The organism is Streptomyces sp. MI02-7b, assembly GCF_033793585.1.
Lineage (GTDB): Bacteria > Actinomycetota > Actinomycetes > Streptomycetales > Streptomycetaceae > Actinacidiphila.
Genome location: NZ_JARAWX010000006.1, coordinates 165,650 through 189,703 on the forward strand (window position 1 = coordinate 165,650; position 24,054 = coordinate 189,703).

21 protein-coding genes and 1 riboswitch are annotated in these 24,054 nt (G+C 71.8%); of the genes, 4 read left to right on the forward strand and 17 right to left on the reverse strand.

Annotated elements, in window-relative coordinates; translation table 11 throughout:
* Positions 1-4: 4 nt before the first annotated feature.
* The 14 genes from gatC to PV364_RS12000 all read right to left on the reverse strand — a co-directional run bounded on the left by gatC (position 5) and on the right by PV364_RS12000 (position 16,792).
* A complete protein-coding gene (gatC, locus tag PV364_RS11935) occupies positions 5-301 on the reverse strand; it encodes an Asp-tRNA(Asn)/Glu-tRNA(Gln) amidotransferase subunit GatC (protein WP_319659825.1) in 297 nt (98 codons plus the stop codon).
* A 205-nt stretch (positions 302-506) separates the two neighbouring features.
* Positions 507-2,615, reverse strand: a complete 2,109-nt coding sequence (locus PV364_RS11940; RefSeq protein ID WP_319659827.1) for a bifunctional diguanylate cyclase/phosphodiesterase — start codon at positions 2,613-2,615, stop codon at positions 507-509.
* Positions 2,616-2,828: 213 nt separating this feature from the next.
* Complete coding sequence (ligA, locus tag PV364_RS11945; RefSeq protein WP_319659829.1) at positions 2,829-5,057, reverse strand: NAD-dependent DNA ligase LigA; 2,229 nt, start codon at positions 5,055-5,057, stop codon at positions 2,829-2,831.
* Positions 5,058-5,064: 7 nt separating this feature from the next.
* Positions 5,065-6,093: a methionine synthase gene (locus PV364_RS11950; protein ID WP_319659831.1), complete on the reverse strand. Its 1,029-nt coding sequence runs from the start codon at positions 6,091-6,093 to the stop codon at positions 5,065-5,067.
* 3 nt (positions 6,094-6,096) lie between these two features.
* On the reverse strand, positions 6,097-6,786 hold the full coding sequence (locus PV364_RS11955) for an SDR family oxidoreductase (protein ID WP_319659833.1): 690 nt from the start codon (positions 6,784-6,786) through the stop codon (positions 6,097-6,099).
* 25 nt (positions 6,787-6,811) lie between these two features.
* Positions 6,812-7,351 carry a TIGR00730 family Rossman fold protein gene (locus PV364_RS11960; RefSeq protein WP_319659835.1) on the reverse strand — a complete coding sequence of 180 codons (540 nt, stop codon included), beginning with the start codon at positions 7,349-7,351 and terminating at the stop codon, positions 6,812-6,814.
* A 116-nt stretch (positions 7,352-7,467) separates the two neighbouring features.
* Positions 7,468-8,631, reverse strand: a complete 1,164-nt coding sequence (gene mnmA / locus PV364_RS11965) for a tRNA 2-thiouridine(34) synthase MnmA (RefSeq protein WP_319659837.1) — start codon at positions 8,629-8,631, stop codon at positions 7,468-7,470.
* A gap of 24 nt (positions 8,632-8,655) precedes the next feature.
* A complete protein-coding gene (locus tag PV364_RS11970) occupies positions 8,656-9,825 on the reverse strand; it encodes a cysteine desulfurase family protein (RefSeq protein ID WP_319659839.1) in 1,170 nt (389 codons plus the stop codon).
* Between the two features lie 110 nt (positions 9,826-9,935).
* Positions 9,936-10,604, reverse strand: a complete 669-nt coding sequence (locus tag PV364_RS11975) for a trimeric intracellular cation channel family protein (RefSeq protein WP_319659841.1) — start codon at positions 10,602-10,604, stop codon at positions 9,936-9,938.
* Between the two features lie 26 nt (positions 10,605-10,630).
* On the reverse strand, positions 10,631-11,692 hold the full coding sequence (locus PV364_RS11980; protein ID WP_319659843.1) for a dipeptide ABC transporter ATP-binding protein: 1,062 nt from the start codon (positions 11,690-11,692) through the stop codon (positions 10,631-10,633).
* A gap of 11 nt (positions 11,693-11,703) precedes the next feature.
* Complete coding sequence (locus PV364_RS11985) at positions 11,704-12,819, reverse strand: ABC transporter ATP-binding protein (protein ID WP_319659845.1); 1,116 nt, start codon at positions 12,817-12,819, stop codon at positions 11,704-11,706.
* Entirely contained in the window at positions 12,816-13,814 is a 999-nt protein-coding gene (locus PV364_RS11990; protein ID WP_319659847.1) for an ABC transporter permease, read from the reverse strand. Before PV364_RS11990 ends, PV364_RS11985 begins: the two co-directional genes overlap by 4 nt.
* Positions 13,815-13,921: 107 nt before the next feature.
* Positions 13,922-15,694, reverse strand: a complete 1,773-nt coding sequence (locus PV364_RS11995) for an ABC transporter substrate-binding protein (protein ID WP_319659849.1) — start codon at positions 15,692-15,694, stop codon at positions 13,922-13,924.
* Between the two features lie 105 nt (positions 15,695-15,799).
* A complete protein-coding gene (locus tag PV364_RS12000; protein WP_319659851.1) occupies positions 15,800-16,792 on the reverse strand; it encodes an ABC transporter permease in 993 nt (330 codons plus the stop codon).
* A gap of 324 nt (positions 16,793-17,116) precedes the next feature.
* Between PV364_RS12000 and PV364_RS12005 the strand changes: the two genes are divergently transcribed.
* Complete coding sequence (locus tag PV364_RS12005) at positions 17,117-18,628, forward strand: DUF885 family protein (protein WP_319659853.1); 1,512 nt, start codon at positions 17,117-17,119, stop codon at positions 18,626-18,628.
* Between the two features lie 45 nt (positions 18,629-18,673).
* Here the strand turns inward: PV364_RS12005 and PV364_RS12010 are convergent, their stop codons facing one another.
* On the reverse strand, positions 18,674-19,453 hold the full coding sequence (locus PV364_RS12010; protein WP_319659855.1) for an enhanced serine sensitivity protein SseB C-terminal domain-containing protein: 780 nt from the start codon (positions 19,451-19,453) through the stop codon (positions 18,674-18,676).
* 54 nt (positions 19,454-19,507) lie between these two features.
* Positions 19,508-20,299, reverse strand: coding sequence for an enhanced serine sensitivity protein SseB (locus PV364_RS12015; protein WP_401978919.1), 792 nt, complete (start codon positions 20,297-20,299; stop codon positions 19,508-19,510).
* Between the two features lie 184 nt (positions 20,300-20,483).
* Here PV364_RS12015 and PV364_RS12020 point away from each other — a divergent pair, with 184 nt between their 5' ends.
* Positions 20,484-21,215 carry a hypothetical protein gene (locus PV364_RS12020; RefSeq protein ID WP_319659857.1) on the forward strand — a complete coding sequence of 244 codons (732 nt, stop codon included), beginning with the start codon at positions 20,484-20,486 and terminating at the stop codon, positions 21,213-21,215.
* Positions 21,216-21,263: 48 nt separating this feature from the next.
* Here PV364_RS12020 and PV364_RS12025 read toward each other — a convergent pair whose 3' ends face one another.
* Positions 21,264-21,956, reverse strand: a complete 693-nt coding sequence (locus PV364_RS12025; RefSeq protein ID WP_319659859.1) for an AAA family ATPase — start codon at positions 21,954-21,956, stop codon at positions 21,264-21,266.
* Between the two features lie 172 nt (positions 21,957-22,128).
* Positions 22,129-22,231: riboswitch (glycine riboswitch) on the forward strand.
* A gap of 184 nt (positions 22,232-22,415) precedes the next feature.
* Between PV364_RS12025 and gcvT the strand changes: the two genes are divergently transcribed.
* Positions 22,416-23,528: a glycine cleavage system aminomethyltransferase GcvT gene (gene gcvT, locus PV364_RS12030; protein WP_319659861.1), complete on the forward strand. Its 1,113-nt coding sequence runs from the start codon at positions 22,416-22,418 to the stop codon at positions 23,526-23,528.
* Between the two features lie 87 nt (positions 23,529-23,615).
* The gene (gene gcvH, locus PV364_RS12035) at positions 23,616-23,996 is read left to right on the forward strand and encodes a glycine cleavage system protein GcvH (protein WP_319659863.1); all 381 of its coding nucleotides are present in this window, start codon (positions 23,616-23,618) and stop codon (positions 23,994-23,996) included.
* Positions 23,997-24,054 lie beyond the last annotated feature (58 nt).

A 24,054-nucleotide genomic window follows, 5' to 3' on the forward strand; every position in this document is an offset into this window, starting at 1 on the left:
GTGATCAGTCCTCCCCCAGGATCTGCGGCACCTTGAAGCGCTGCTGCTCCTGTGCGGGGGCGCCGGACAGCGCCTCCGCCGGGGTCAGGCTGGGCCGGACCTCGTCAGGGCGCATGACATTCGTCAGCGGCAGCGGGTGGGAGGTCGGCGGTACGTCCTCGCCGGCCACCTCGGCGACGCGGGCGACCGCGCCGATGATGGCGTCGAGCTGTCCGGCGAAGTGGTCGAGCTCTTCGTCCTTCAGCTCAAGACGCGACAGCCGTCCGAGGTGGGCGACCTCCTCGCGCGTGATGCCTGGCATGCAGCGATCCTCTGGGGGTGAGTTCGGTCTTTTCGCGCCCAATCCTATGGGCGCGGGCGCCCCGGGGGCGAAACGGTTTGCGCTTCCCGCCGTCCGCGGGGCCGTCAGGCCGCTCCTGGGACCCGTGGTACCCCTGTGGCGGACGGGGCCGCGGCGCCGGATTCCCGGGGCGCGGCGGTAGGCCGCCCGGGCGCCCGCGGCCCGGTCACTGGGCGTCGGGGACGGCGGCGCGCTCCTTGGCGGCTTCCAGCTCGGCGGGCCGGTGCCAGCCGACGTGGCTGCGCAGCCGGAGCCAGGCGGTGGCCTCGTCCGGGGGCATGGCGGCGGCGACCAGCCACCCCTGGATGGCGTCGCAGCCGAGGTCGCGCAGGCGCTCCCAGGTCAGGTCGTCCTCGACGCCCTCCGCCACGACGAGGAGGCCGAGGGAGTGCGCGAGATCGATCGTGCAGCGCACGATCTCCGCGTCCTCGGCGTCGACCACGAGGCGGGCGACGAACGAGCGGTCGATCTTGAGTTCGCTCACTGGCAGGCGCCGGAGGTGGACCAGGGAGGAGTAGCCGGTGCCGAAGTCGTCCAGGGACATCTTCACGCCGTGACCGGTGAGCCCGGCCATCGTGTCCGCGGCGCGCTGCGGGTCGTCCAGCAGCACGTGCTCGGTGATCTCCAGCTGCAGCGCCCCCGGCGGGACACCGTGCCGGGCCAGCCGCGCCGCGACGGCCCCGGCGAAGCCCGGCGAGTGGACGTCGCGCGGGGAGACGTTGACCGCGACGGGCACGTCGAGGCCCATCGCCCGCCAGCGGGCCACCTGGCCGAGCGCGGTCTCCAGGACGTACTCGGTCAGCTGCGGCATCAGCCCGGAGGTCTCGGCGATGGCGATGAACTCCTCGGGGCTCACCCGCCCCCGCTCCGGATGGACCCAGCGCACCAGCGCCTCCAGGCCGGCGACATGGCCGTCGAAGCGCACCTTGGGCTGGTAGTGGAGCTCGACCTCGCCCCGGTCCAGGGCGCGGCGCAGGTCGCCGAGGAGGCCGAGCCGGTCGGGCGTGTTGCCGTCGCGGGAGGACTCGTAGACCTCGACCCCGCTGCGGTCACGTTTCGCCTGGTACATCGCGACGTCGGCGCGGCGCAGCAGACCCTCGGCGTCGGAGGCGTGGTCGGGGAAGACGGCGACCCCGGCGCTGGCTTCCAGCACCAGGGTCAGGCCGTCGAGACTGAGCGGTGAGCCGAGCGCCGCGACCAGGGCCCGGGCGATGCGCTGGGCCCGGGTGGGCGAGTCGCAGGTGGGGAGGAGCACGGCGAACTCGTCGCCGCCGAGCCGGGCGGCCTCGGCGCCGCGCGGCAGGGCCAGCCGCAGCCGGTCGGCTATCTGCAGCAGCAGGCGGTCGCCGGCCATGTGGCCGAGGGTGTCGTTGACGGAGCGGAACTTGTCGAGGTCGATCAGGACGAGCGCGGTCCGTGCGCCCTCGCGGTCGGCTTCCTCGAGCGCGGCCCAGGTGCGTTCCAGCAGCCACTGACGATTCGGCAGGCCGGTCAGCGGATCGCGCAACTGCTCCTCGGCACGCGCGTGGGCGATCCACAAGGTGGAGTCCAGTGCGATGAGCGGCACGGCGAACAGCGGGAGCAGCAGCGGCAGGTCGGCCGCCACGATGATGATCAGCGGGGAGATCCCGAGCAGCGCCACACCGACGAAGCCCTGGCGTATCAGGGCGGTCCTGGCCACCGTCGGCAGGGCGCCGGCGCGCGGCACGATCGCATACCACAGGAGGGTCCGGGTCGCAGCCAGGTAGGCCAGCGCGGCGCCGAACACCGACGGGATCGCTCCCATCCCCCAAGTGGCGGGTTGCCAGGGCTGTTCGACGGTCGGGTGGATGCCGAACCCGGACAGTGCGAGCGAGGCCGCGCCGATGCCGAGGATGTCCACGGCGCCGTGCATCATGGCCTGCCGCCAGCGGTGCCGGCGGGCCGTGCCGACCAGCACCACGACGGACAGGCTCACCAGGACCGCGGGCACCCAGCCGTACAGCAGCAGCATCGCCAGGGTCAGGGCGGCGCCGGAGCCGGTCCCGCCCCACCAGCGGTCGCGGCCCATCGCGACGAGGTGGCCGACGATGATGCCGGTGAGCACGGCGAACGCCCAGCCCACGTCACCGCCGGGGAAGAACGCGGCACCGTCCAGCACCATCCGGACGACACCCACGGCAAGGGCCGCCGTGGCCGCGCCCAGGACCGCGTAGCGCAGTGCCGCGGCAGGCAGCACCGGCACGGTCTGCCGGCGCAGCCGTGGCGCCGGTCCGGCGCTGTCCGTCGGTTCCATGCCCGTCCCTCTCGCAGCCGCGTGTGCCGTCGAACCACACGCCTGCCCGCGGCGTGGAGCCGCGGAACCGCTGCAGGGCTGATGCCCGGAAGGCGCGCCTCTCAACAGTAGGCCGCTGAAGGCTGTCACGGGCACCGATCGGCGGGGGTTGCCCGAATGGATCCCAGCCACCCGGATCGTTCTGGTATGGGCCGAACGGGTGGTGATGGGCCGTCACTCGGCGGGGTTGACGGTGGCCTCCCGGGCGGCGTCCGCGCCCTGCTCCAGCAGCACGGCGAACCCGGCCTCGTCCAGGATCGGCACCTTGAGCTGCACCGCCTTGTCGTACTTGGAGCCGGGGTTGTCGCCCACCACCACGAAGTCGGTCTTCTTGGACACCGACCCGGTGACCTTGGCGCCGCGGCCGGTCAGTTGGTCCTTCGCGCCGTCGCGGGTGTGCGTGGCGAGGGTGCCGGTGACGACCACGGTCAGACCCTCCAGGGGACGCGGCCCTTCCTCCGAGCCCTCCTCGGTGAAGCGGACACCGGCCGCCTTCCACTTGCGCAGGATCTCGCGGTGCCACTCCTCCTCGTACCACTGCTTGAGGGAGGCCGCGATGATCCCGCCGACCCCGTCCACACCGGCCAGCCGCTCCTCGTCCGCGGCGAAGACGGCGTCCAGGTCGCGGAACTCGCGGGCGAGCGCCTCGGCGGCGACAGGGCCGACGTGACGGATCGACAACCCGGTGATGATCCTGGCGAGCGGCTGCTCCTTGGCCTTCTGGATGTTCTCCAGCATGGCCACGGCGTTCTTCTTCAGCTCGCCCTGCTGGTTGGCGAAGACCGCTACGACCTTCTCCTCGCCGGTCTCCGGGTCGCGCTTGGGCAGACCGCTGTTCTGGTCCAGCACATGGGCGCGGATGGGCAGCAGTTGTTCGGGGGTGAGGTCGAACAGGTCGCCCTCGTCCCGCAGCGGCGGGTCGGAGGGCTCCAGCGGGCCGGTGAGCGCGGCCGCGGCGACATAGCCGAAGTTCTCGATGTCCAGGCACTTGCGTCCGGCCAGGTAGAAGACCCGTTCCCGGATCTGCGCCGGGCAGCCGCGCGCGTTGGGGCAGCGGAGGTCGATGTCGCCCTCCTTCATCGGCCGCAGCGGGGTGCCGCACTCGGGGCACTGCGCGGGCATGACGAACGCGCGCTCGCTGCCGTCGCGCAGGTCGACGACCGGGCCGAGGATCTCCGGGATGACGTCGCCTGCCTTCCGCAGCACGACGGTGTCGCCGATGAGCACACCTTTGGCCTTGACCACGTCCTGGTTGTGCAGGGTGGCGAACTCGACCTCGGAGCCGGCCACCGTGACCGGCTCGACCACGGCGTACGGCGTCACCCGGCCGGTGCGGCCGACACCGACCCGGATGTCGACCAGCTTGGTGTTGACCTCCTCCGGGGCGTACTTCCAGGCGATGGCCCAGCGCGGCGCACGGGCGGTGGAGCCGAGCCGCCCCTGCAGGGGGATCTCGTCCACCTTGACGACGATGCCGTCGATCTCGTGCTCGACGTCGTGGCGGTGCTCGCCGTAGTAGGCGATGGCCTCCTTGACCCCGGCCATCGTGCCGACGACGCGGGCGTACTTGGTGGTGGGCAGGCCCCACTCGTGCAGCAGTTCGTAGGCGTGCGACTGGCAGTCGATCGTGAACCCCTCGCGGGCGCCGATGCCGTGCACCACCATGTGCAGCGGCCGGCTCGCGGTGACCCGCGGGTCCTTCTGGCGCAGGGAACCGGCGGCGGCGTTGCGCGGGTTGGCGAAGGGCTTGTCGCCCCCCTCGACCAGACGGGCGTTGAGCTCCTGGAACTTCTCCATGGGGAAGAAGACCTCGCCGCGGATCTCGACCAGGGCGGGCACCCGCTCCCCCGCCAGCCGGTCGGGGATCTCGGCGATCGTGCGCACATTGGGCGTGATGTCCTCGCCGGAGCGGCCGTCACCGCGGGTGGCGGCGCGCACCAGACGCCCGTTCTCGTACGTGATGTTGACGGCGAGGCCGTCGACCTTGAGCTCGCACAGGAAGTGGTAGGTGCCGCCGTCGCCGGCCGGGGGGCCGAGCTCGCCGGCGAGCCGGTCCGCCCAGGCGTCGAGCTCCTCCTCGGTGAAGGCGTTGTCGAGGGAGAGCATCCGCTCGCGGTGCTCGACCGAGGTGAACTCGGTCTCATAGGCGCCGGCGACCTTCTGGGTGGGCGAGTCCGGGGTGCGCAGCGAGGGGTGCTCGTCCTCCAGCGCCTCCAACTGCCGCAGCAGCTTGTCGAAGTCGGCGTCGCTGACGACCGGCTGGTCCTTGACGTAGTAGCGGAAGCGGTGCTCCTCGACCTGCTCGGCCAGTGAGGCGTGCAGCTCGCGCGCGCCCGCCGGCACGTCCTCGTTCCTGGCGCCCTCGGGGATCTCGGAGTTCTCCACGTACACGTCCTTCCTCACTCAGGGCTCACTCAGGGTTGTCGACGAGCGAGCGTGCCGCCTTCGCGCAGTGCGCGAGCGCGGCACGGGCATAGGCCGGGGAGGCCCCTGCCAGACCGCAGGACGGGGTCACCGCCACGGAGGTGCCCAGAGCCTCCGGGGACAGCCCCAGCCTGCGCCACAGCGCCCGAACACCACTGACGCTACCGGCAGGGTCCGACAATGGGGCGTCGGTGCCGGGCACGACACCGGTGAAGAGGGCGGTCCCCGCCTCGGCCGCCTCACCGAACGCGTCCCAGTCACGCTCCGTGAGCAGCGAGAAATCGAACGACACCCCGGCCACCCCGGCGCGCCGCAGCAGTGCGAACGGCACGTCCGGCGCGCACGAGTGCACGATCACCGATACACCGCCGACACCGCCCGCCGCGGCCATGACGTCCCGCAGCCCGCCCTCGACCACCGCGCGGTCGACCGCGCGGTGCGTCCGGTACCCGCTGGCCGTCCTGACCTGCCCGCGCAGCACGGCGGTCAACGACGGCTCGTCCAGCTGCAGCACGGGACGGGCACCCGGGATCCGGCGGCGCACGTCCTCCAGGTGCAGCCGCAGCCCCTCGCCGAGCGACTCCGCCAGGTCGCGGCAGGCCCCCGGGTCGGACAGGGCGGCCTCGCCGTTCCGCAGCTCGACCGCCGCCGCCAGCGTCCACGGACCGACCGCCTGGATCTTCAGCGGACCCTGGTAGCCCTGGGTGAACTCCTCCAGCGCGTCCAGGTCCTCCCCCAGCCACGCCCTGGCGCGCCGGGTGTCCCGGCCCGGACGGTCCCCGAACCGCCAGCCGCTGGGCTCCACCCGTGCGTACAGCTCGACCAGCAGGCCGAGACTGCGCCCGATCATGTCGGCGCCGGGGCCGCGCGCGGGCAGCTCCGGCAGGAACGGCAGCGCCTCCACCGCCCCCGTCGCCGTGCGCGCCGCCTCGCGCGCGTCGCCGCCCGGCAGGGAGCCGACGCCGGTGGCGGTGCCCTCGGCCAGTACGAACCGCTCTTCCTCGCCCGTCGCCACCGGTCAGGCCCCCGGCCGGACCGTGAGGTCGTTGATCTCGGCGTCCCTCGGCAGGTCGACGGCCGTCAGGATCGTCGTCGCCACCGACTCCGGGTCGATCCAGCGCGAGGGGTCGTACGGCTTGCCCTCCTGCTGGTGCACCTTGGCCTGCATGGGCGTCGCGGTGCGACCCGGGTAGACGGAGGTGACCCGCACCCCGGCGGCGTGCTCCTCCTCGCGGAGCGAGTCGGCGAGCGCCTTGAGGCCGTGCTTGCTGGCCGCGTAGGCGCCCCACCCGGCGTGCGCGTTGAGGCCGGCGCCGGAGTTGACGAAGACCACATGGCCGCGGGACAGCCGCAGTTGGGGCAGGAGGAGCCGGGTCAGCTCGGCGGGGCCGACGAGGTTGGCCGCCAGCGTCTGGTTCCAGATCTTCGGGGTCAGGTCGCCGATCGGAGCCAGGTCCACGACGCCCGCCACGTGCAGGAGGGTGTCCAGCCGGTCCGGTGGCTCCTGGTGGCCCAGGGCCCACGACAGCCGCTCGGGCTCGGCCAGGTCGCCGACGAGCGTACGGGCCCCGGGGAAGCGGCCGGCGAGTTCCTTGGCGCGTCCGGCGTCGCGGGCCAGCAGCCACAGCTCGTCGCCGCGGTCGAGCAGGCGCCGCGCCACGGCGGCGCCGATGCCGGAACCGGCTCCGGTGATCAGGTGAATCGACATGGCCCCATGCTCGCATCACCCGGGCTCACACGATGCCCGCGGTCTCCTCCAGACAGGCGAGCGCCGAGACCTCGTCCTCCGCGAAGAGCACCAGGTCGGTCAGGGGCATCGGCAGGAAGCCCTCCGCGTCCATGCGCTGGAACTGCTCCTTCAGCCCGTCGTAGAAGCCCGCGGTGTTGAGCAGCACGACGGGCTTGGTGTGCAGGCCGTGCTTCTTCAGCTCCAGGATCTCGGTGGCCTCGTCCAGCGTTCCGGTGCCGCCCACCATGATCACCACGGCGTCGGCGCGGGCCAGCAGCTCCGCCTTGCGCTCGGCGAGGTCCGCGGCGATCACCATCTCGTCGGCGTTCTTGCGGGCCTTGGCCGCCAGGAACCCCACGGAGACCCCGACCAGCCGGCCGCCGTGCTCCTGGACCCCGTCGGCCAGCACCTTCATCAGGCCCACGTCCGAGCCGCCCCATACCAGCGTGTGGCCGCCCTTGCCGATCAACTCGGCGAACCGGCGCGCCGGTTCGGTGTAGCGGGCGTCCAGGTCGGCGGCGGAGAGGAAGACGCAGATGTTCATGCGGTCCAGTCTTCCGTATCGCCGTTTCGCCGTGTCGCCGTTTCACAGCATCCCGGTGCCGCCGCACCGCGAGCGGCCGGCGGGGGCGAGGCGGGCGACGCGGCTGGTACGGACCGTCAGGCCGTTGCGGCGGCGCGGGCGCGGCGCTCGGTGCCGGCGATGGTGGCCGAGCCGACGACGCGGGTGCCCTCGTACAGCACGACCGCCTGGCCCGGCGCGACACCGCGGACGGGGTCGCCGGTGAAGCGCACGCGCAGTTCCTCCCCGGCCAGCTCCGCCACGACCGGCACGTCCTCGCCGTGCGCGCGCAGCTGCGCGGTGTACGCCCGCGGGCCGTCCGCGGCGGGCGCGGTACCGCACCAGCGCGGCCGGATGGCGGTGAGCGCGACGACGTCCAGCGCATCGGCGGGGCCGACCGTGACGGTGTTGTCCACCGGCGAGATGTCCAGGACGTAGCGGGGCTTGCCGTCGTCAGCCGGGACGCCGAGCCGCAGGCCCTTGCGCTGGCCGACGGTGAAGCCGTAGGCGCCGTCGTGGGTGCCGAGGCGGTTGCCGTCCTCGTCGAGGATGTCGCCCTCGGCGGTGCCGAGCCGGCGGGCGAGGAAGCCCTGCGTGTCGCCGTCGGCGATGAAGCAGATGTCGTGGCTGTCCGGCTTCTTCGCCACCGACAGACCCCGGCGGGCCGCCTCCGCCCGGATCTCGTCCTTGGTGGTGAGGGTGTCGCCGAGCGGGAACATGGCGTGCGCCAGCTGCCGCTCGTCCAGTACGCCGAGGACGTACGACTGGTCCTTGGCGGCGTCGGACGCGCGGTGCAGTTCGCGGCCGCCGTCGGGGTTGACCACGACGGTGGCGTAGTGGCCGGTGCACACGGCGTCGAAGCCCAGCGCGATCGCCTTGTCCAGCAGCGCCGCGAACTTGATCTTCTCGTTGCAGCGCAGGCACGGGTTGGGGGTGCGGCCCGCGGCGTACTCGGCGACGAAGTCGTCGACCACGTCGGCGCGGAAACGCTCGGCGAGGTCCCAGATGTAGAAGGGGATGCCGATCACATCCGCCGCGCGGCGCGCGTCGTTGCTGTCCTCGATGGTACAGCAGCCGCGCGCGCCGGTGCGGAACGACTGGGGGTTCGCGGACAGTGCCAGGTGCACGCCGGTCACGTCGTGCCCCGCTTCGGCGGCACGGGCGGCCGCGACGGCCGAGTCGACGCCACCGCTCATCGCGGCGAGCACGCGGAGGCGACGGCCGTCGCCAGGACCTGTGGGTGCACCGGGGAAGTCAGTCATAGCGCTGTCAAGAATACGCGCGCGTCAGGACAGTCCGGCGCTGCGGGCGCGGGCGACGACGGGGGTGATGGCGGTCACGAGGGCGTCGACGTCGGCCGCGGTGGAGGTGTGGCCGAGGGAGAAGCGCAGGGAGCCGCGCGCGAGGTCGGGGTCGGCGCCGGTGGCGAGCAGGACGTGGCTGGGCTGGGGGACGCCGGCGGTGCAGGCGGAGCCCGTGGAGCACTCGATGCCCTGGGCGTCCAGGAGGAGCAGCAGGGAGTCGCCCTCGCAGCCGGGGAAGGAGAAGTGGGCGCTGGACGGCAGGCGGCCCTCCGGGGCGGGGTCGCCGTTGAGGATGGCGTCCGGGACGGCGGCGCGGACCCGGGTGACCAGGTCGTCGCGCAGGGCTCCGACGTCCCGGGCGAACTCCTGGCGGCGCTCGGCCGCGAGGGTGCCCGCGACGGCGAAGGAGGCGACCGCGGGAACGTCGAGGGTGCCCGAGCGCACGCCGCGCTCCTGGCCGCCGCCGTGCAGCAGGGGGACGGGCCCGACCTCGCGGCGCAGCACCAGGGCGCCGACGCCGTAGGGGCCGCCGACCTTGTGGCCGGTGACGGTCATCGCGTCGAGTCCCGAGGCCGCGAAGTCCACCTCGGCCTGGCCCAGCGCCTGGACCGCGTCCGAGTGCAGGGGTACGTCGAACTCCCGCGCGACCGCGCTGAGTTCCTTGATCGGCATGATCGTGCCGACCTCGTTGTTGGCCCACATCACGGTGGCCAGGGCGACGTCGTGCGGGTCGCGGGCGATGGCCTCGCGCAGTGCCTCGGCGTGCACGCGCCCGTGACCGTCGACGGGCAGCCACTCCACGCGCGCGCCCTCGTGCTCGGCCAGCCAGTCGACGGCGTCCAGCACCGCGTGGTGCTCGACGGGGCTGGCCAGCACGCGCGTGCGCCGCGGGTCGGCCGCCCGGCGGGCCCAGTACAGGCCCTTGACGGCGAGGTTGTCGGCCTCGGTGCCGCCCCCGGTGAAGACGATCTCACTGGGCCGGGCGCCGAGCGCGGCGGCCAGTGCTTCGCGGGACTCCTCCACCGTGCGCCGGGCCTTTCGGCCGGCCGCGTGGAGGGACGAGGCGTTGCCCGTGACGGCGAGCTGAGCGGTCAGCGCCGCCACGGCTTCCGGCAGCATCGGTGTCGTGGCGGCGTGGTCGAAGTAGGCCATGGTGACCTCGATTCTACGGGTCCACCGGCCCCGCGAACCCGCCCCGGCGACCCGTCAGGGCCCCGGCCCCGGGCCGCACAGGCGCCGCCCGGCGCGCGCCGTGGCACGTCTCACACGGTGGCGGCGTCCTCCTCGGCCCGGCTGCGCCGGTGCCAGGCGCGCGGGGCCCGCCAGTGGAAGCGCATGGCCAGCAGCCGCAGCCCGAAGGCGCTCACGACGGCGACCACGCCGGTGCCCGGGGTCAGCGCCCGGAAGTGGATGAGCAGCGCCACGACGGTGGCCCCCACGATGGCCGGCACGGCGTACAGGTCGCGGTCCCAGCGCAGCAGGGACGGAACCTCGTTGCCGAGCAGGTCGCGCAGGACACCACCGCCGACCGCGGTGGCCAGGCCCAGCGTGGCGGAGGCGGTCAGGTTCAGCCCGTGGTCGTAGGCCTTGGTGGTGCCGGTGACGCAGAACAGGCCGAGCCCGGCGGCGTCGAAGACGCTGATGGTGGTGTTGATCCGCTCCACGTGCGGATGGAGGAAGAAGACCACCGCGGTCGCGATGAGCGGGGTCAGGAAGTACCCGAGGTCGGTGAAGGCGGCCGGCGGGACCGCCCCGATGATCAGGTCCCTGATCAGCCCTCCGCCCAGCGCCGTGACCTCGGCGAGCACCGCCATGCCGAAGACGTCGTAGTTCTTGCGCACGGCGAGCAGTGCGCCGGAGATCGCGAAGACGAAGATTCCGGCGAGGTCGAGCAGGTGCTGGACGGAGTGGCTGAACAGTTCGGTGTGCACCGGTCCCATTGTGCCGGGGGGGCCGGTCAGGCCTTTTCGGCCGCCTTCTCCGCCGGGCCGGCCCCGTCCGAGTCCCCGCCGGTGTTCTCGGGGTGGTGGCAGGCCACCTGGTGGCCGGTGGCCAGTGCGACCAGCGGCGGCTCGGTGGTCTTGCACACCTCGGTCGCCTTCCAGCACCGGGTGTGGAAACGGCAGCCCGGCGGCGGCGCGATCGGCGACGGGACGTCACCGGTGAGCAGGATGCGCTCGCGCGCGGTGCGCCGCCTGGGGTCCGGCACCGGCACCGCGGACAGCAGCGCGTTGGTGTACGGGTGCATCGGCTTGGTGTAGAGGTCCTCGCGGTCGGCGACCTCGACGACCTTGCCCAGGTACATGACCGCGATACGGTCCGACACGTGCCGGATGACCGACAGGTCGTGCGCGATGATCACGTACGTCAGGCCGAGCTCGGACTGGAGGTCGTCCAGGAGGTTGACCACCTGGGCCTGGATGGAGACGTCCAGCGCGGAGACCGGCTCGTCCGCCACCACGAGCTTCGGCTTGAGCGCCAGCGCCCGGGCGATGCCGATGCGCTGCCGCTGGCCGCCGGAGAACTCGTGCGGGTAGCGGTTGTAGTGCTCAGGGTTGAGGCCGACCAGCTCCAGGAGGTTCTGCACCTCCTTCTTCACCCCGTTCTCCGTCTGTACCTTCTGCAGCCGGAACGGCGCGCCGACGATCGTGCCGACGGTGTGCCGCGGGTTGAGGGAGGAGTACGGGTCCTGGAAGATCATCTGCACGTCGCGGCGGAGCGGGCGCATACCCGCGGTGCCCAGGTGCGTGATGTCCTGACCCTCGAACTCGATCTTCCCGCCGGTCGGTTCGAGCAGCCGGGTGATCAGCCGGCCCATGGTGGACTTGCCGCAGCCGGACTCGCCCACCACGCCCAGGGTCTCCCCCGCGTTGACGTGGAAGTCGATGCCGTCGACGGCCTTGACCGCGCCGACCTGGCGCCGCAGCAGACCCTTGGTGATCGGGAAGTGCTTGACCAGGCCGCTCACCTTGAGCAGGGCATCCGACCCGTCGGCGGTCGACTGCTGGGGGATCGTCATCTCCTGGCCTTTCACAGCTTCGGCGCAATCTCTTCGGTCCAGATGCGCTCCCGGTCCGCCGCGGCCAGGTGGCAGGCGGCGTGGTGCCGGCTGCCCACCTCGCGCAGCTCCGGTACGACGGTGGTGCTGGCCCCGCCGGTGAGCTCCGCGTACGGGCAGCGCGGGTGGAAGGCGCAGCCCGACGGCACGTTGATGAGGCTCGGCGGAGAGCCCTTGACCGGATTGAGCCGGTCGGTGCGCTCACGGTCCAGACGGGGCATCGAGCCCAGCAGGCCCCAGGTGTAGGGGTGCTGCGGCTCGTAGAACACCTTGTCGGCCGGCCCGCGCTCCACGCAGCGGCCGCCGTACATCACCAGGATGTCGTCCGCGAGCTCGGCGACCACGCCGAGGTCGTGGGTGATGATGATGACGGCCGAGCCGAACTCCTTCTGCAGGTCCCGGATCAGGTCGAGGATCTGCGCCTGCACGGTGACGTCGAGCGCCGTGGTCGGCTCGTCCGCGATCAGCAGCTCGGGGTTGTTCGACAGCGCCATCGCGATCATCGCGCGCTGCCGCATACCGCCGGAGAACTGGTGCGGGTAGTCGTCCACACGCTTGTCGGGCTGCGGGATGCCGACCCGGTCCAGCATCTCGACCGCGCGCCTGCGGGCCACGGCCTTGGACACACCGTGGTGCACCCGGTACGCCTCGACGATCTGGGCGCCGACGGTGAAGTAGGGGTGCATCGCGGACAGCGGGTCCTGGAAGATCATCGCGACGTCCTTGCCGCGCAACCGCCGGACCTCGTCCGGGTCGGCCGTGATCAGTTCCTTGCCGTCCAGCCAGATCTCGCCGGACATCCGGGCCTTGCTGCGCCCGTACTGCCCGGCCCGGTGCAGGCCCATGATGGCCAGCGACGTGACGGACTTGCCGGAGCCGGACTCACCCACGATGCCGAGAGTCTTGCCCTTCTCCAGTTGGAAGGAGAGGCCGTCGACGGACTTGACCAGGCCGTCGTCGGTCGGGAAGTGCACCTTGAGGTCGCGCACCTCCAGGAACGCCGTGGGCCTGGACGCCGTCCCGGAAACCGGCTCGTTCGGCGCGGACTGCGCCTCGGCGCCGGTCTTCTGGATGGGGAGGTCCGTCATGAGAGCCTCACTCGCGGGTCGATCACGGCGTACAGCAGGTCCACCACCAGGTTGGCAAGGACGACCGCCATCGCGGCGATCAGGGTGATGCCGAGGATCACCGGGAAGTCCTTGTCGGAGATGGCCTTCACCGCGGCCTGGCCGAGGCCGGGCAGGCTGAACGTGGTCTCGGTGAGGATCGCGCCGCCGACCAGGGCGCCGAGGTCCATGCCGAGGATGGTGAGGATCGGGGTCATCGTGGACCGCATGGCGTGCTTGCCGATGACCACCGGTTCGCGCAGGCCCTTGGCCCGCGCGGTGCGTATGTAGTCCTCACCGAGGATTTCCAGCATGGTCGCGCGGGTCATCCGGGCGTACATGGCCGCGTAGAGGAAGGCCAGGGTGATCCAGGGCAGCAGCATGCCGCCGAACCACCCCGATGGACTTTCGCTCAGTTCCACGTACTGCCCGTCGATCCAATGGAATTTGAAGACGACGAGCGCCGCGGCGAGCATGCCGGTGAAGTAGATCGGTAGCGAGACGCCCGCGAGGGCGACGGTCATGAGGCCGCGGTCGAGCGCGGAGCCCCGCTTGAGGGCGGAGACCACGCCGGTGCCGACGCCGACCAGCACCCAGATGACGACCGCGCCGGCGGCGAGGCCCAGGGTGACCGGCAGCCGGTCCGTCAGAATCGGCCAGACCGCCTGCTCGCTGCGGAACGAGTAGCCGAAGCACGGCGCCGCGCAGTGGGTCACGTCGACGCCGTTGGCGTAGTCGCGCCCCGCCACAAGCCCCCACAGGAACTTGCCGAACTGGATGAGGACGGGATCGTCGAGGCCCATCTTCTTCCGGATGCCCTCAAGAGAGGCCGGGTCCGCCTGCTTCCCGATGAAGTAGGTCGCGGGGTCGACACCGACCCATTTGGGGATCAGGAAGAAGATCCCGAAGGTCACCAGGATGATGACCAACAGCATGACGACGACAGCGAACAGTCGTCGAATGAGGTATGCAAGCACTGTGCTCGGCCCGGCGGCGGCCCGGGGGGTTCCCCGGGCCGCCGCACGCGGCCATCACCTGCCCTTCGTGCCTAGCGGGTGTGGCACTCGATCGATTCGAGGGTGTTTTACTGCACGCCCAGCGAGGCGTAGTCGTAGCGGCCGTTGTACGTGTCGGCCGTGTAGACGTTGGTCAGGCGCGAGCTGCGCCAGATGATGTTCTTCTCGAAGGTGAAGGGCAGGTAGTACGCGCCCTCGGAGACCTTCTGGTTGATCTGCTTGTACAGCTCGCCGGCCGCGTTGGCGTCGGGCGCCTGCAGCGCCTGGTCGAACAGGCCGTCGATCGACTTGTCCTTGATCTCGGCGAAGTTGTTGTTGCCGCTCTCCAGGATGAACCGGCTGTCGACCAGCGGCTGGAGGAAGCCCTGCCCGGACGGGAAGTCGGCGCCCCAGCCCATGATGATGATGCCGTAGCCCTTGGACTTGACGGTCTTCGGGGCACCGATGATGCCGGAGGTCTGGGCGCCGTCGAACTCGTCGAGTTCGGTGGTGATGCCGACCTTCTTCAGCGACTCCTGCAGCGACTCGGCCGTGGCGATCTCGATCGGCTTGTTGTTGCGGACCGCGATCGTGGTCTTGAAGCCGTTGGGCTGGCCGCAGGCGGCGAGCTCCTTCTTGGCCTCCGCGACGTTGCCCGTGGTGTCCTTGAGGACGTTGTACGGGTCGTAGCTGCCGTCGGAGCCCTTGATGCCCAGCGGGAGCATGTTCGGGGCGATCGCGCCACCGGCCTGCGGGCCACCGCGGGCGGTCTGCAGCGACTTGTGGTCGGCCGCGAGGATGACCGCCTTGCGGCAGTGGATGTTGTCCATCGGCTTGACCGTGGTCGGGAAGACCGCGTAGCGGATGAAGCCGGTGTCCGGGTTGTCGGCGTTGCCCTTGTTCTTGCCGAGCACCTCGGCGCGCGCGGCCTGGCCGACGCCGGTGGCGTTCAGGTCCAGGTCGTAGTCGCCGTTGATCAGGCGCTTGTCCATGTCGTCGGCGTTGGTGGTCAGGGTGACCGTGATCTTGTCCGGCAGCGCCTTGCGGAGGTCGTCGGTGGACGCGCTCCAGTTGGTGTTGCGGACCAGCACCATCGACTTGTTCGGCGTGTACGACTGGAACTTGTACGGGCCGCTGGAGAACGGCTTGAGGCCGTACTTGGCGCCGGTGTCCTTGGACTGCGGGACCGGGGAGCCGGACGGCATCGCCAGCATCTGCTCGAAGTCGCTGTTGGGCGTGGCCAGGTGGAAGACGATCGTCTTGTCGTCCGGGGTCTCGATGGCCTTCAGACCGAGCTTGTCGGCCGACGTGTCCTTGTAGGGACCCTTGTACTCACCCTTGGGGTCCAGCACCTGCTGCAGGTAGATCGGGCCACCGGAGATGACGTCCTGGGCCCAGATGCGCTCGATGCCGTACTTGATGTCCTTGGAGGTCAGCGCGGAGCCGTCCTCCCACTTCAGGCCATCCTTGAGCGTGTAGGTGTAGGTCTTGCCGCCGTCCGCGACCTTGGCCAGCGAGGTGGCCAGGTCCGGCTTCAGCGTGGTGCTGGCCGGGCCGGGCTGGGGCGTGAAGGACACCAGCTGGCGGGTGTAGTAGCGGGAGAAGTCCCACATGAAGCCGTAGTAACCACGCTGCGGGTCCCAGGAGTCGGCATCCTGCGTGCCGACGAACTTGAGCGTGCCGCCCTTCTTCTCGGACGGGTTGGCAACCTTGTTGACGGCCGCGTTGAAGCCCGGAGCCTTGGCCTTGCCCTCGGACTTGTCACCGCCGTCGCCGCCGCCGCAAGCAGCGGTGGACAGCAGGGCGGCGACCACGACGGCCGTTCCTGCGGCCAGGCGCCTCGATGAGCGTGGGGATGTCACTTTTTCGCAACCTCCGTGATTCGCGGTCCGCGACATCCGCGGACCTGCGTTCCTATCGGTGAAAAGCCACCTGACGAGAGCGGCAGGGGGCGGGTGTGCAAAGGGCTAGCGGGAGCCCTTCGGGTCCAGCGCGTCCCGTACGCCGTCACCGAAGAGGTTGAAGGCGAGCACGGTAATGAAGATCGCCAGACCCGGGATCAGCATGAAGAGCGGGTCCGTCTCGTAGAACGACAGTGCTTTGTAGAGCATCTGGCCCCACGAGGAGGTGGGCGGCTTCACGCCGACCCCGAGGAAGCTCAGGGCGGCCTCGGTGAGGATGTTGGTCGGGATCATCAACGTCGCGTAGACGGTGATCGGCGCGACCAGGTTCGGCAGCAACTCGCGGAAGAGGATGTACCCGCGGCCGGCACCGAGGCTGCGCGCGGCGTCGACATACTCGCGTTCACGCAGGCTCAGGGTCTGACCGCGGACGATGCGCCCGACGTACGGCCATCCGAAGAAGCCGATGACCACGACCAGGACGCCCATGCGAACGCCGGTGCCGCTGAAACCGAGCAGCGAGTTCGGCATGACCGAGACCAGGGAAATGATGAAGAGGAGTTGCGGGAAAGCCAGCAGGACGTCCATCACGCGGCCGATGGCGGCGTCGACCCAGCCGCCGAAATAGCCGGCCACGATGCCGAAGAAGGTGCCGAGGACCACCGCGACGACGGCGGACAGGAACGCCACCAGCAGGGAGATCTGCGTTCCGTAGACGATGCGGCTGAAGACGTCGCGGCCGTTGACCGGCTCCACCCCGAAGAGGTAATCGCCGCTGATGCCGCCCCATTTGCCGGTGGGGGTGCCGAACAGCGGGTCGATCTTGTCCTCGTGGAAGTCGTTCGGCGGGTGGCCGAATGCGCTGACGATCAGGGGCGCGAAGATCGCGACAAGGACAAGGAGGACGACGATGACGCCACCCGCCAGCGCCACTTTGTCGCGCTTGAGGCGCATCCATGCGATACGACCGGGCGAACGGCCCTCGATCGCCTTCGCGGGTATGTCGGCGGCGACGTCGGCCACGGCCGTTTCAGCGGTGTCGTGCAGCGGTGCTGTCATGTCTCCTCGTGCATCCCCCTGCCGGCGGTGGCCGGCTTCGCCTGGCCGTCCGCCCGGGTCGACGGAGCGGACCGACCATGTCGGGCGCAGCTCTTGATGGTGGTGCGGTGGCGCTGGGCTGTGTGTCGGTCGTGTGATGGATCGTTAAGGCTCGTGAGAGGCGGCCTTGAGGCGTGAGTCTTCAATGCGGCATCGATCAGGCGCCAGACCTGGCAGGGAAGCGATGCGCAACCGTGATGCGATGACCCTTCGTCCGTTATTACCGCAGTGTTACGCGCGTTGACAGATCGCCGGGAGAGGCCCGTACTCGCTACCGTCGGATCCATGAATGATCGGCTTCGCGCGGTGTGCGACCTCATGGTCCCCGTGGTCAGGGAGATGGCAGGACTGCACGAGTACGACGGCCAGGTCCAGGATCTGTCGCCGGACGGCGTACGCCGCGGGCTGTCCGCGCTGGCCCACGCGCGACGCCGCGAAGCGCCGCTGACGGACACACACGACGAACGGCACCTTTCGGTCTTCGAGGACACCCTCAGGGTCCAGTACGGCGAGCTGGAACTGCACCGGCGGGACCCCTATCCCCATCTGTCCAACCTCGAACTGACCGCCTACGACCGGGAGTACGCCCCCCGCGAGGAGCTCGCGGAGGCGCGCAGGCGGCATCTGCTGCAGTGGCCGGACGCCGTGGACGCGGCCGTGGCGTCCCTCGACCGGGTGAGCGCGCCCGTCGCCGGGGCACTCCTGGGGGCGGTCCGCGGCCTGGCCGCCGACCTCGACCCGGAGCAGGAGCCGGAGGCCGGCCCGGCGCTCGCCGCGCACCGCCGGCTGGTGGACCACATCGCCCGGGCCGCCGAGACCGGCGACCCCGACCCGCGGCTCGGCGGGGACGCGCTCGCCGCACTGATGGGCAGTCAGGAAGGGCTGCCGGTGGATCTGTCGGCGCTCGCGGAGGAGGCGGAACGCGAACGCGACCGGCTCACCGAGCTGCTGACGGAGTCCTGCCGGCGGCTCGACCCGGAGCACACCGTGGACGAGCTGATCCCGCGGCTGCTCGCGGACCACCCCGCCGCGGAGGGGGTGATCCCCGAGGCCGCCCGGCTCACCGAGGAGGTCATCGAGTTCACCCGGCGCCGGGGGCTCGTGCCGTGGCTGGACGGGGACTGCCTCGTGGGCCCCGCGCCGCCGTCGCGGCGCTGGTCCATGGCGATGATGACCTGGGCCGCCCCCGAGGAGGCCGACACCGCCTCCTGGTACCACGTCACCCCGCCGGAACCGGACTGGCCCGAGGACGAGCGCGAGGAGTGGCTGTCGGTCTTCAGCCGCACCAGCCTGCCCGCGATCACCGTGCACGAGGTCGCGCCCGGCCACTTCGCCCACGGCCGGGCACTGCGGCACGCGCCCACCCAGGTCCGGCGGGTGCTGCACTCGCTCTCCTTCTGCGAGGGCTGGGCCCACTACGTGGAGGAGGTCTGCCTGGAGGAGGGCTTCCGCTCCCGCGACCCCCGCTTCGCCATCGGCGTCGCCCTGGAGGCGCTCGTCCGCGTCACGCGGCTCGCCTGTGCCATCGGGCTGCACACGGGGGCGATGACGCCGGAGGAGGCCACCGCGCGGTTCATGCGCGACGCCCACCTCGCGCGCGCGGGCGCCGCCTCCGAGGCCCGCAGGGGCACCTTCGACGCGGCCTACGGGCGGTACACCTGGGGAAAGTTGGAGATCATGCGGTTGCGGGAACGGGCCCGGCAGCAGTGGGGGCAGGACTTCACGCTGCAGCGGTTCCACACGTCCCTGCTGGAGCTCGGCAGCCCTCCGCTCGGGCTGATCTCGGCGGCGCTCTGACGGTCCACGGGGCGGCCGCGGGCAGGGCCCGCGAGCCGCCCCGGCTCAGTAGCGCTGCGGCGCCCACCCCTGGACGGCACTCGCGCCACCGCCGCCGCCCGCATGGGCGTCTCGGTCGTAGAAGGGCTGCGCGGCCGCCCGCATCCACATGCCGACGGGGTCGTACTCGTCGGCGAGGGCGACCGCGGCGACGGGCAGTCCCTGGGGCACCGCGGCGAGGGCGGACTGCATCATCAGACGCACCGTCTCGGCGGACTGGGGGCCGGCGTCGTAGAGGTCGACGCCGATCGCGAGGTACGGCTCGCCGACGGCCGGCTGGACCCAGGCGCGGCGCAGGGAGCGCACCGCGGGGGTGCGGTGGGCCTGCTGGGACAACAGGGCGTAGTACTGCGGGATCTGGAGCGCGGGCTCGGCTATCCGCAGCGGCCCCGCGGGGGCCTGGTCCAGCCCGAGACCGATCCGCCGCAGGTCGAGCCACGGGACGCCGACCCCGCCGCCGGGGGCGTGCGGGTTGAGCCACAGGCCCCAGCGGTCCGGGAAGAGGGAGGCGGCGATCTCGCGGCCGGACACGACCTCGTGCGCCCGGGTCCAGCCGCTGGCGGCCAGTTCGCGCGAGGAGGTCACGCAGGGGGCGTAACCGTAGCCGCCCACCTCGATGTTGCCGTACTGCGCGTCCGCGCCGCCGGGCGTGCCCTGCCACAGCAGCATCCACACCTCGCTGTCGGCCAGGGTGCGCAGCAGTGTCTCGTACGCGTCGAACCTGCCGGGCGTCACCTGCCGCAGCGCATGCTCCAGCCCACCGTCCCCTCCCGCGCCCGCGCCCACGTGACCCGCCCTTCCGTCGCTGCGTCGTCTGCTGCTTCGCCTGCCGGACCCAGGTTATGCGCCGGTGCCGACAAAGAAGGGTCGCACGCGCTCGATCATCCAGTCCCCCACGGGGTCCTGCGCGACGTCGAGGAGGACGAGATTGACCTGCCACGGCACCGGGACGGCACCGAGCGCGCGGCCCAGCGCGGTCATCGCGGCGCCCCGGTCCTCCTCCTGCCAGCGGTCGAGTTCGACGCCGATGAAGAGCGCGGCCGGGTCCCCCTCGACGCTGGCCAGGGCCCGACGCGCGGTGAGGACGACCGGGGTGACCGCGAACTCGCCCGCGGCGGCGGCCAGGAAGTCCACCGGCTCCTCGTCCGGCGAGGGCTCCCACAGCCGGACCCGGGCCCCGGTCGGCGTGCCGGGCTCGCGGTCGGTGCGGCACAGTTCCATGACGGCGGGCGGCGGCAGCGGAATGCCCACCGCGCCACCGGGGTTGACGGCGATGCCGACCTGCGGCGGCAGTCCGCGGGCGAACTCGCGGGCCGGGGCGACGGCGAAGTCCATGCCCCGCGCGGCGTGCAGGAACTGCTGCTCGGAACTGAACACCGGCACATAGGCGCCGCCGCCGAGTTCGATGGTGGGCAGGTCCAGGTCGGGGCTGCTCTGGTTGCCGCCGGCCGGCAGCGGGATCCACAACTGCGAGCGCCCCAGCACCTCCAGGACCCGCGCGGTCGCACCGGGATCGCCGAGGGCCGCGGTGAGGACTTCCTCGAGTTCGTTGGCGGGCCAGGTGCCGGCGGGCTGTGCGCCGGCGAACGCCGGGGCGAATCCGTCGGGTATCCGCTGCCCAGGGATGTTCACTGCGTCTCGCCTCGCAAAATCCGGTCGTGGTGCCCTCTCCCAAAACCCTATCCGCAGGCGGGCCCGTCGGGCCCCTCCGGACCGGGAACCGTCACACCACGCGATCGTCCGGTTGCGAGGGGTCACGACTTCTCACAAGGTGGGGCAGGCAAGGACAAAACCCTCACTTGGGAGATTCCTCAATATGCGCATCACCAGGACCACCTCCGCCCTCATAGCGGCCGCCGTCTGCGGTTCGCTGACGATGGGCCTCACCGGCGGTGTCGCGAGTGCCCACGCCCCGGTCCGGATCACGGCCGTTCACCTGGCGCGTGCCGCCGATGCGGCGGAGACCGGCCGTGCCGACCTCATCGCCAAGCTGGGTGACACGCTGTCGATCGGCGCGAAGCTCACTCAGGAGGCCCAGGCCCAGGCTCCCGACTCGGCGAAGCTCGAGGAGCTCCGCCAGGGCCTGGAGGAGGCGACGCAGCAGCTGTCCACGGTCGTCGACCAGTCGGCCGCGTCGGCCGACCCGTCGGCCGCCGACCCCTCGCAGGCCGACCCGTCCGTCCAGGTCCCGGCCGATCCCGCCGCCGACCCGCAGCCCGCGGGTGCCGCTGTGCCCGCCGACGGCAGCGAGCGCGCGGCGGACCCCGTGACCGACGTCCAGAACCAGCTCAACAAGCTGGTGGACGACGTCGCCGCGCTGGTGAAGGCGGTCCTGGCCAAGGACCTCGCGGCGGTGACCGCCGGTGTGACCACCGTCGTCGCCGACCTGCAGGCGCTTCTGCTGTCCGTGCCGAAGCTCCTGACCGGTGCGCTTCCCCTTCCCATCCCCCTGCCGCTGGACGACCAGTCGGCGCAGGACCCGGCCGCGGTTCCCCAGGCTCCCGAGATGCCTGCGGTGCCGATGGCCCCTGCCTCACAGGTCCAGTAGTCGGCGAACTCACCGCTCCCTCACCGCGTCACGTGGTGGCCCGGCCGCTCAGCCGTCGAAGTCGATGGCCTCGAGCCGCCGGGCCGCTTCGCGGTCCAGCAGCACCGCCGAGGTGCACGCGGCCGGCAGCCGGCCCTCCTCGGCGGCGCGCAGCAGCAGCCGCGAGGCCCGCTGGTGCCGGGCCATCGCGTACGCCGAGACCGCCCGCCCCCGCGAACGCTGCCCGTCGAGGGCGGCCGCCACGGGCACGTCGAGCAGCACCAGGTGCATCCCCCGGCCGCGGCGCCGGGCCTCCCGGCCGACCCAGGCCCGTACCCACGGCAGGGTGCCGCAGTCGTGCAGGGCGACACCGGCCCCGGAACGCAGGGCCCGCCACAGCCCCGTGTAGTGCGCCAGCCGCACCAGCGGACGGTAGACGGCGTAGGGCAGCAGCCGGGGCATCCGGGCCTGCCAGCGCTCACGCACGTCCTGGGAGTCGATCAGCCAGGCGTCGCCCGACACGCGGCGCATGAGCGTGCTCTTGCCGCCGCCGGGGAGTCCGGAGACGATCAGGACGTCGCCGGCCGGGTAGCGCAACCGCCGCACCCGGGTGCGGCCCGCGCGCAGGTCGACCAGCCGGCCCGGGCGCACCGAGCGCCCGTCGCGGGCCGCGCTGCGGGGACGGACCGGCGGCCGGCGCACGGCCGCCGGACGGGGAGCGGCCGGTGCCCCGGCCGTCGCATACGCACTCTGCCACCGCACAGTCGCCCTCCCGGTGAGACTTTCAAGAAATGGTAAATCCTCGGTATGCGTCTACCCAGGGAAGCAACGCGGTGACGACACGATCGGGACCCGACCGGGACATCGGGGACACGGCCGCGACAAGGCCGAGCGGCCGTGCAATGATGGCGGCCTCAATCACATATCGGCCGTTCGAGGCCGCGCGGGAGAGTTCCCCGCTCCCGCCGTGGCGGGCGGGGCGCCGAAGGAGCAAGTCCTCCCTTGAATCTCTCAGGCACAGATACCGCGCGTCCGAGGCACATCTGAAAAGCGGGCGAGCCCTCCCGGTCCGGGGCGGCCGCCCCACCCAAGGTGCAAACCCGGGCTCCTCCGCACGGAGGGTCCAGGTGAACCTCTCAGGTTCCGATGACAGATGGGGAGGGCAAGCCCCCTTCCTGTCATCGCCCGACCTGTTTTTCCATGTCCTTGGGAGCCCGCCCGATGAGTGAACCCCGCCGTACCGCGCTGGACGCCCTGCACCGTTCCCTCGGTGCCACCATGACCGACTTCGCGGGCTGGGACATGCCGCTGCGGTACGCCAGCGAGCGCGACGAGCACACCGCCGTCCGGACCCGGGCCGGTCTCTTCGACCTCTCCCACATGGGCGAGATCACGGTCACCGGCCCCGCCGCGGGCGAGGCGCTCGACCACGCACTGGTCGGCCACATCTCCGCGCTGGCCGTCGGCCGCGCGCGCTACACGATGATCTGTGCCCCCGACGGCGGCATCCTGGACGACCTGATCGTCTACCGCCTGGGCGAGCAGGAGTACATGGTCGTCGCCAACGCCTCCAACGCGCAGGTCGTCCTGGACGCCGTGACCGAGCGCGCGGCCGGCTTCGAGGCCGCCGTGCGCGACGACCGGGACGCGTACGCGCTGATCGCCGTGCAGGGCCCGGAGTCCCCCGGCATCCTGGCGTCGCTGACCGACGCCGACCTCGACGGCCTGAAGTACTACGCCGGACTGCCCGGCACGGTCGCCGGCGTCTCCGCGCTGATCGCCCGCACGGGGTACACCGGCGAGGACGGATTCGAGCTGTTCGTCGCACCCGCCGACGCCGAGAAGCTGTGGCAGGCGCTGACCGAGGCGGGTGCGGACGCCGGCCTGGTGCCCTGCGGCCTGTCCTGCCGGGACACGCTGCGCCTGGAGGCGGGCATGCCGCTGTACGGGAACGAACTGACCACCGCCCTCACCCCGTTCGACGCCGGTCTCGGCCGCGTCGTGAAGTTCGACAAGCCCGGTGACTTCGTGGGCCGGCAGGCGCTGGCCGCCGCCGCGGAGCGCGCCGCGGCCGAGCCGCCGCGCAAGCTGGTCGGTCTGGTCGCCGAGGGCCGCCGGGTCCCGCGGGCGGGCTACCCGGTGGTGGCCGGCGGCGCCGTGATCGGCGAGGTCACCTCGGGCGCCCCGTCCCCGACCCTGGGCAAGCCGATCGCCATGGCGTACGTGGACGCCGCGCACGCCGCGCCGGGCATCTCCGGTGTGGGCGTGGACATCCGCGGTACCCATGAGCCGTACGAGGTGGTGGCCCTGCCGTTCTACAAGCGGCAGCGCTGAGGCGGCGCCCGCACACCGGGTACCGCCGTCCCACCTGTCAAGACAGCCGTTCACCAGCACATCCCGTCATCCAGGAGAATTCACGCCATGAGCAACCCCCAGCAGCTGCGCTACAGCAAGGAGCACGAGTGGCTGTCGGCCGCGGACGCGGACGGCGTGTCCTCGGTGGGCATCACCGAGCACGCGGCGAACGCCCTCGGCGACGTCGTCTACGTCCAGCTCCCGACGGTCGGCGACTCGGTGTCCGCGGGCGAGACCTGCGGCGAGCTGGAGTCCACCAAGTCGGTCAGCGACCTGTACTCCCCCGTCTCCGGTGAGGTCACCGAGGTCAACGAGGACGTCGTCAACGACCCCTCCCTGGTGAACTCGGCCTCCTTCGAGGGCGGCTGGCTGTTCAAGGTGAAGGTGTCCGAGGAGCCCGCCGACCTGCTCTCGGCCGACGAGTACACCGCCTTCACCGGCAGCTGACGCCGCCGCGGCGGCGTCAGGCCGCCCCGACCTGCCCACCCCGACCTCCGGACGGATG

Coding starts and splice junctions, on each gene's coding strand:
- gatC (WP_319659825.1), bottom strand. CDS start 301: ATGCCAGGCATCACGCGCGAGGAGGTCGCCCACCTCGGACGGCTGTCG.
- PV364_RS11940 (WP_319659827.1), bottom strand. CDS start 2,615: ATGGAACCGACGGACAGCGCCGGACCGGCGCCACGGCTGCGCCGGCAG.
- PV364_RS11955 (WP_319659833.1), bottom strand. CDS start 6,786: ATGTCGATTCACCTGATCACCGGAGCCGGTTCCGGCATCGGCGCCGCC.
- PV364_RS11960 (WP_319659835.1), bottom strand. CDS start 7,351: ATGAACATCTGCGTCTTCCTCTCCGCCGCCGACCTGGACGCCCGCTAC.
- mnmA (WP_319659837.1), bottom strand. CDS start 8,631: ATGACTGACTTCCCCGGTGCACCCACAGGTCCTGGCGACGGCCGTCGC.
- PV364_RS11970 (WP_319659839.1), bottom strand. CDS start 9,825: ATGGCCTACTTCGACCACGCCGCCACGACACCGATGCTGCCGGAAGCC.
- PV364_RS11980 (WP_319659843.1), bottom strand. CDS start 11,692: ATGACGATCCCCCAGCAGTCGACCGCCGACGGGTCGGATGCCCTGCTC.
- PV364_RS11985 (WP_319659845.1), bottom strand. CDS start 12,819: ATGACGGACCTCCCCATCCAGAAGACCGGCGCCGAGGCGCAGTCCGCG.
- PV364_RS12000 (WP_319659851.1), bottom strand. CDS start 16,792: ATGACAGCACCGCTGCACGACACCGCTGAAACGGCCGTGGCCGACGTC.
- PV364_RS12005 (WP_319659853.1), top strand. CDS start 17,117: ATGAATGATCGGCTTCGCGCGGTGTGCGACCTCATGGTCCCCGTGGTC.
- PV364_RS12020 (WP_319659857.1), top strand. CDS start 20,484: ATGCGCATCACCAGGACCACCTCCGCCCTCATAGCGGCCGCCGTCTGC.
- gcvT (WP_319659861.1), top strand. CDS start 22,416: ATGAGTGAACCCCGCCGTACCGCGCTGGACGCCCTGCACCGTTCCCTC.
- gcvH (WP_319659863.1), top strand. CDS start 23,616: ATGAGCAACCCCCAGCAGCTGCGCTACAGCAAGGAGCACGAGTGGCTG.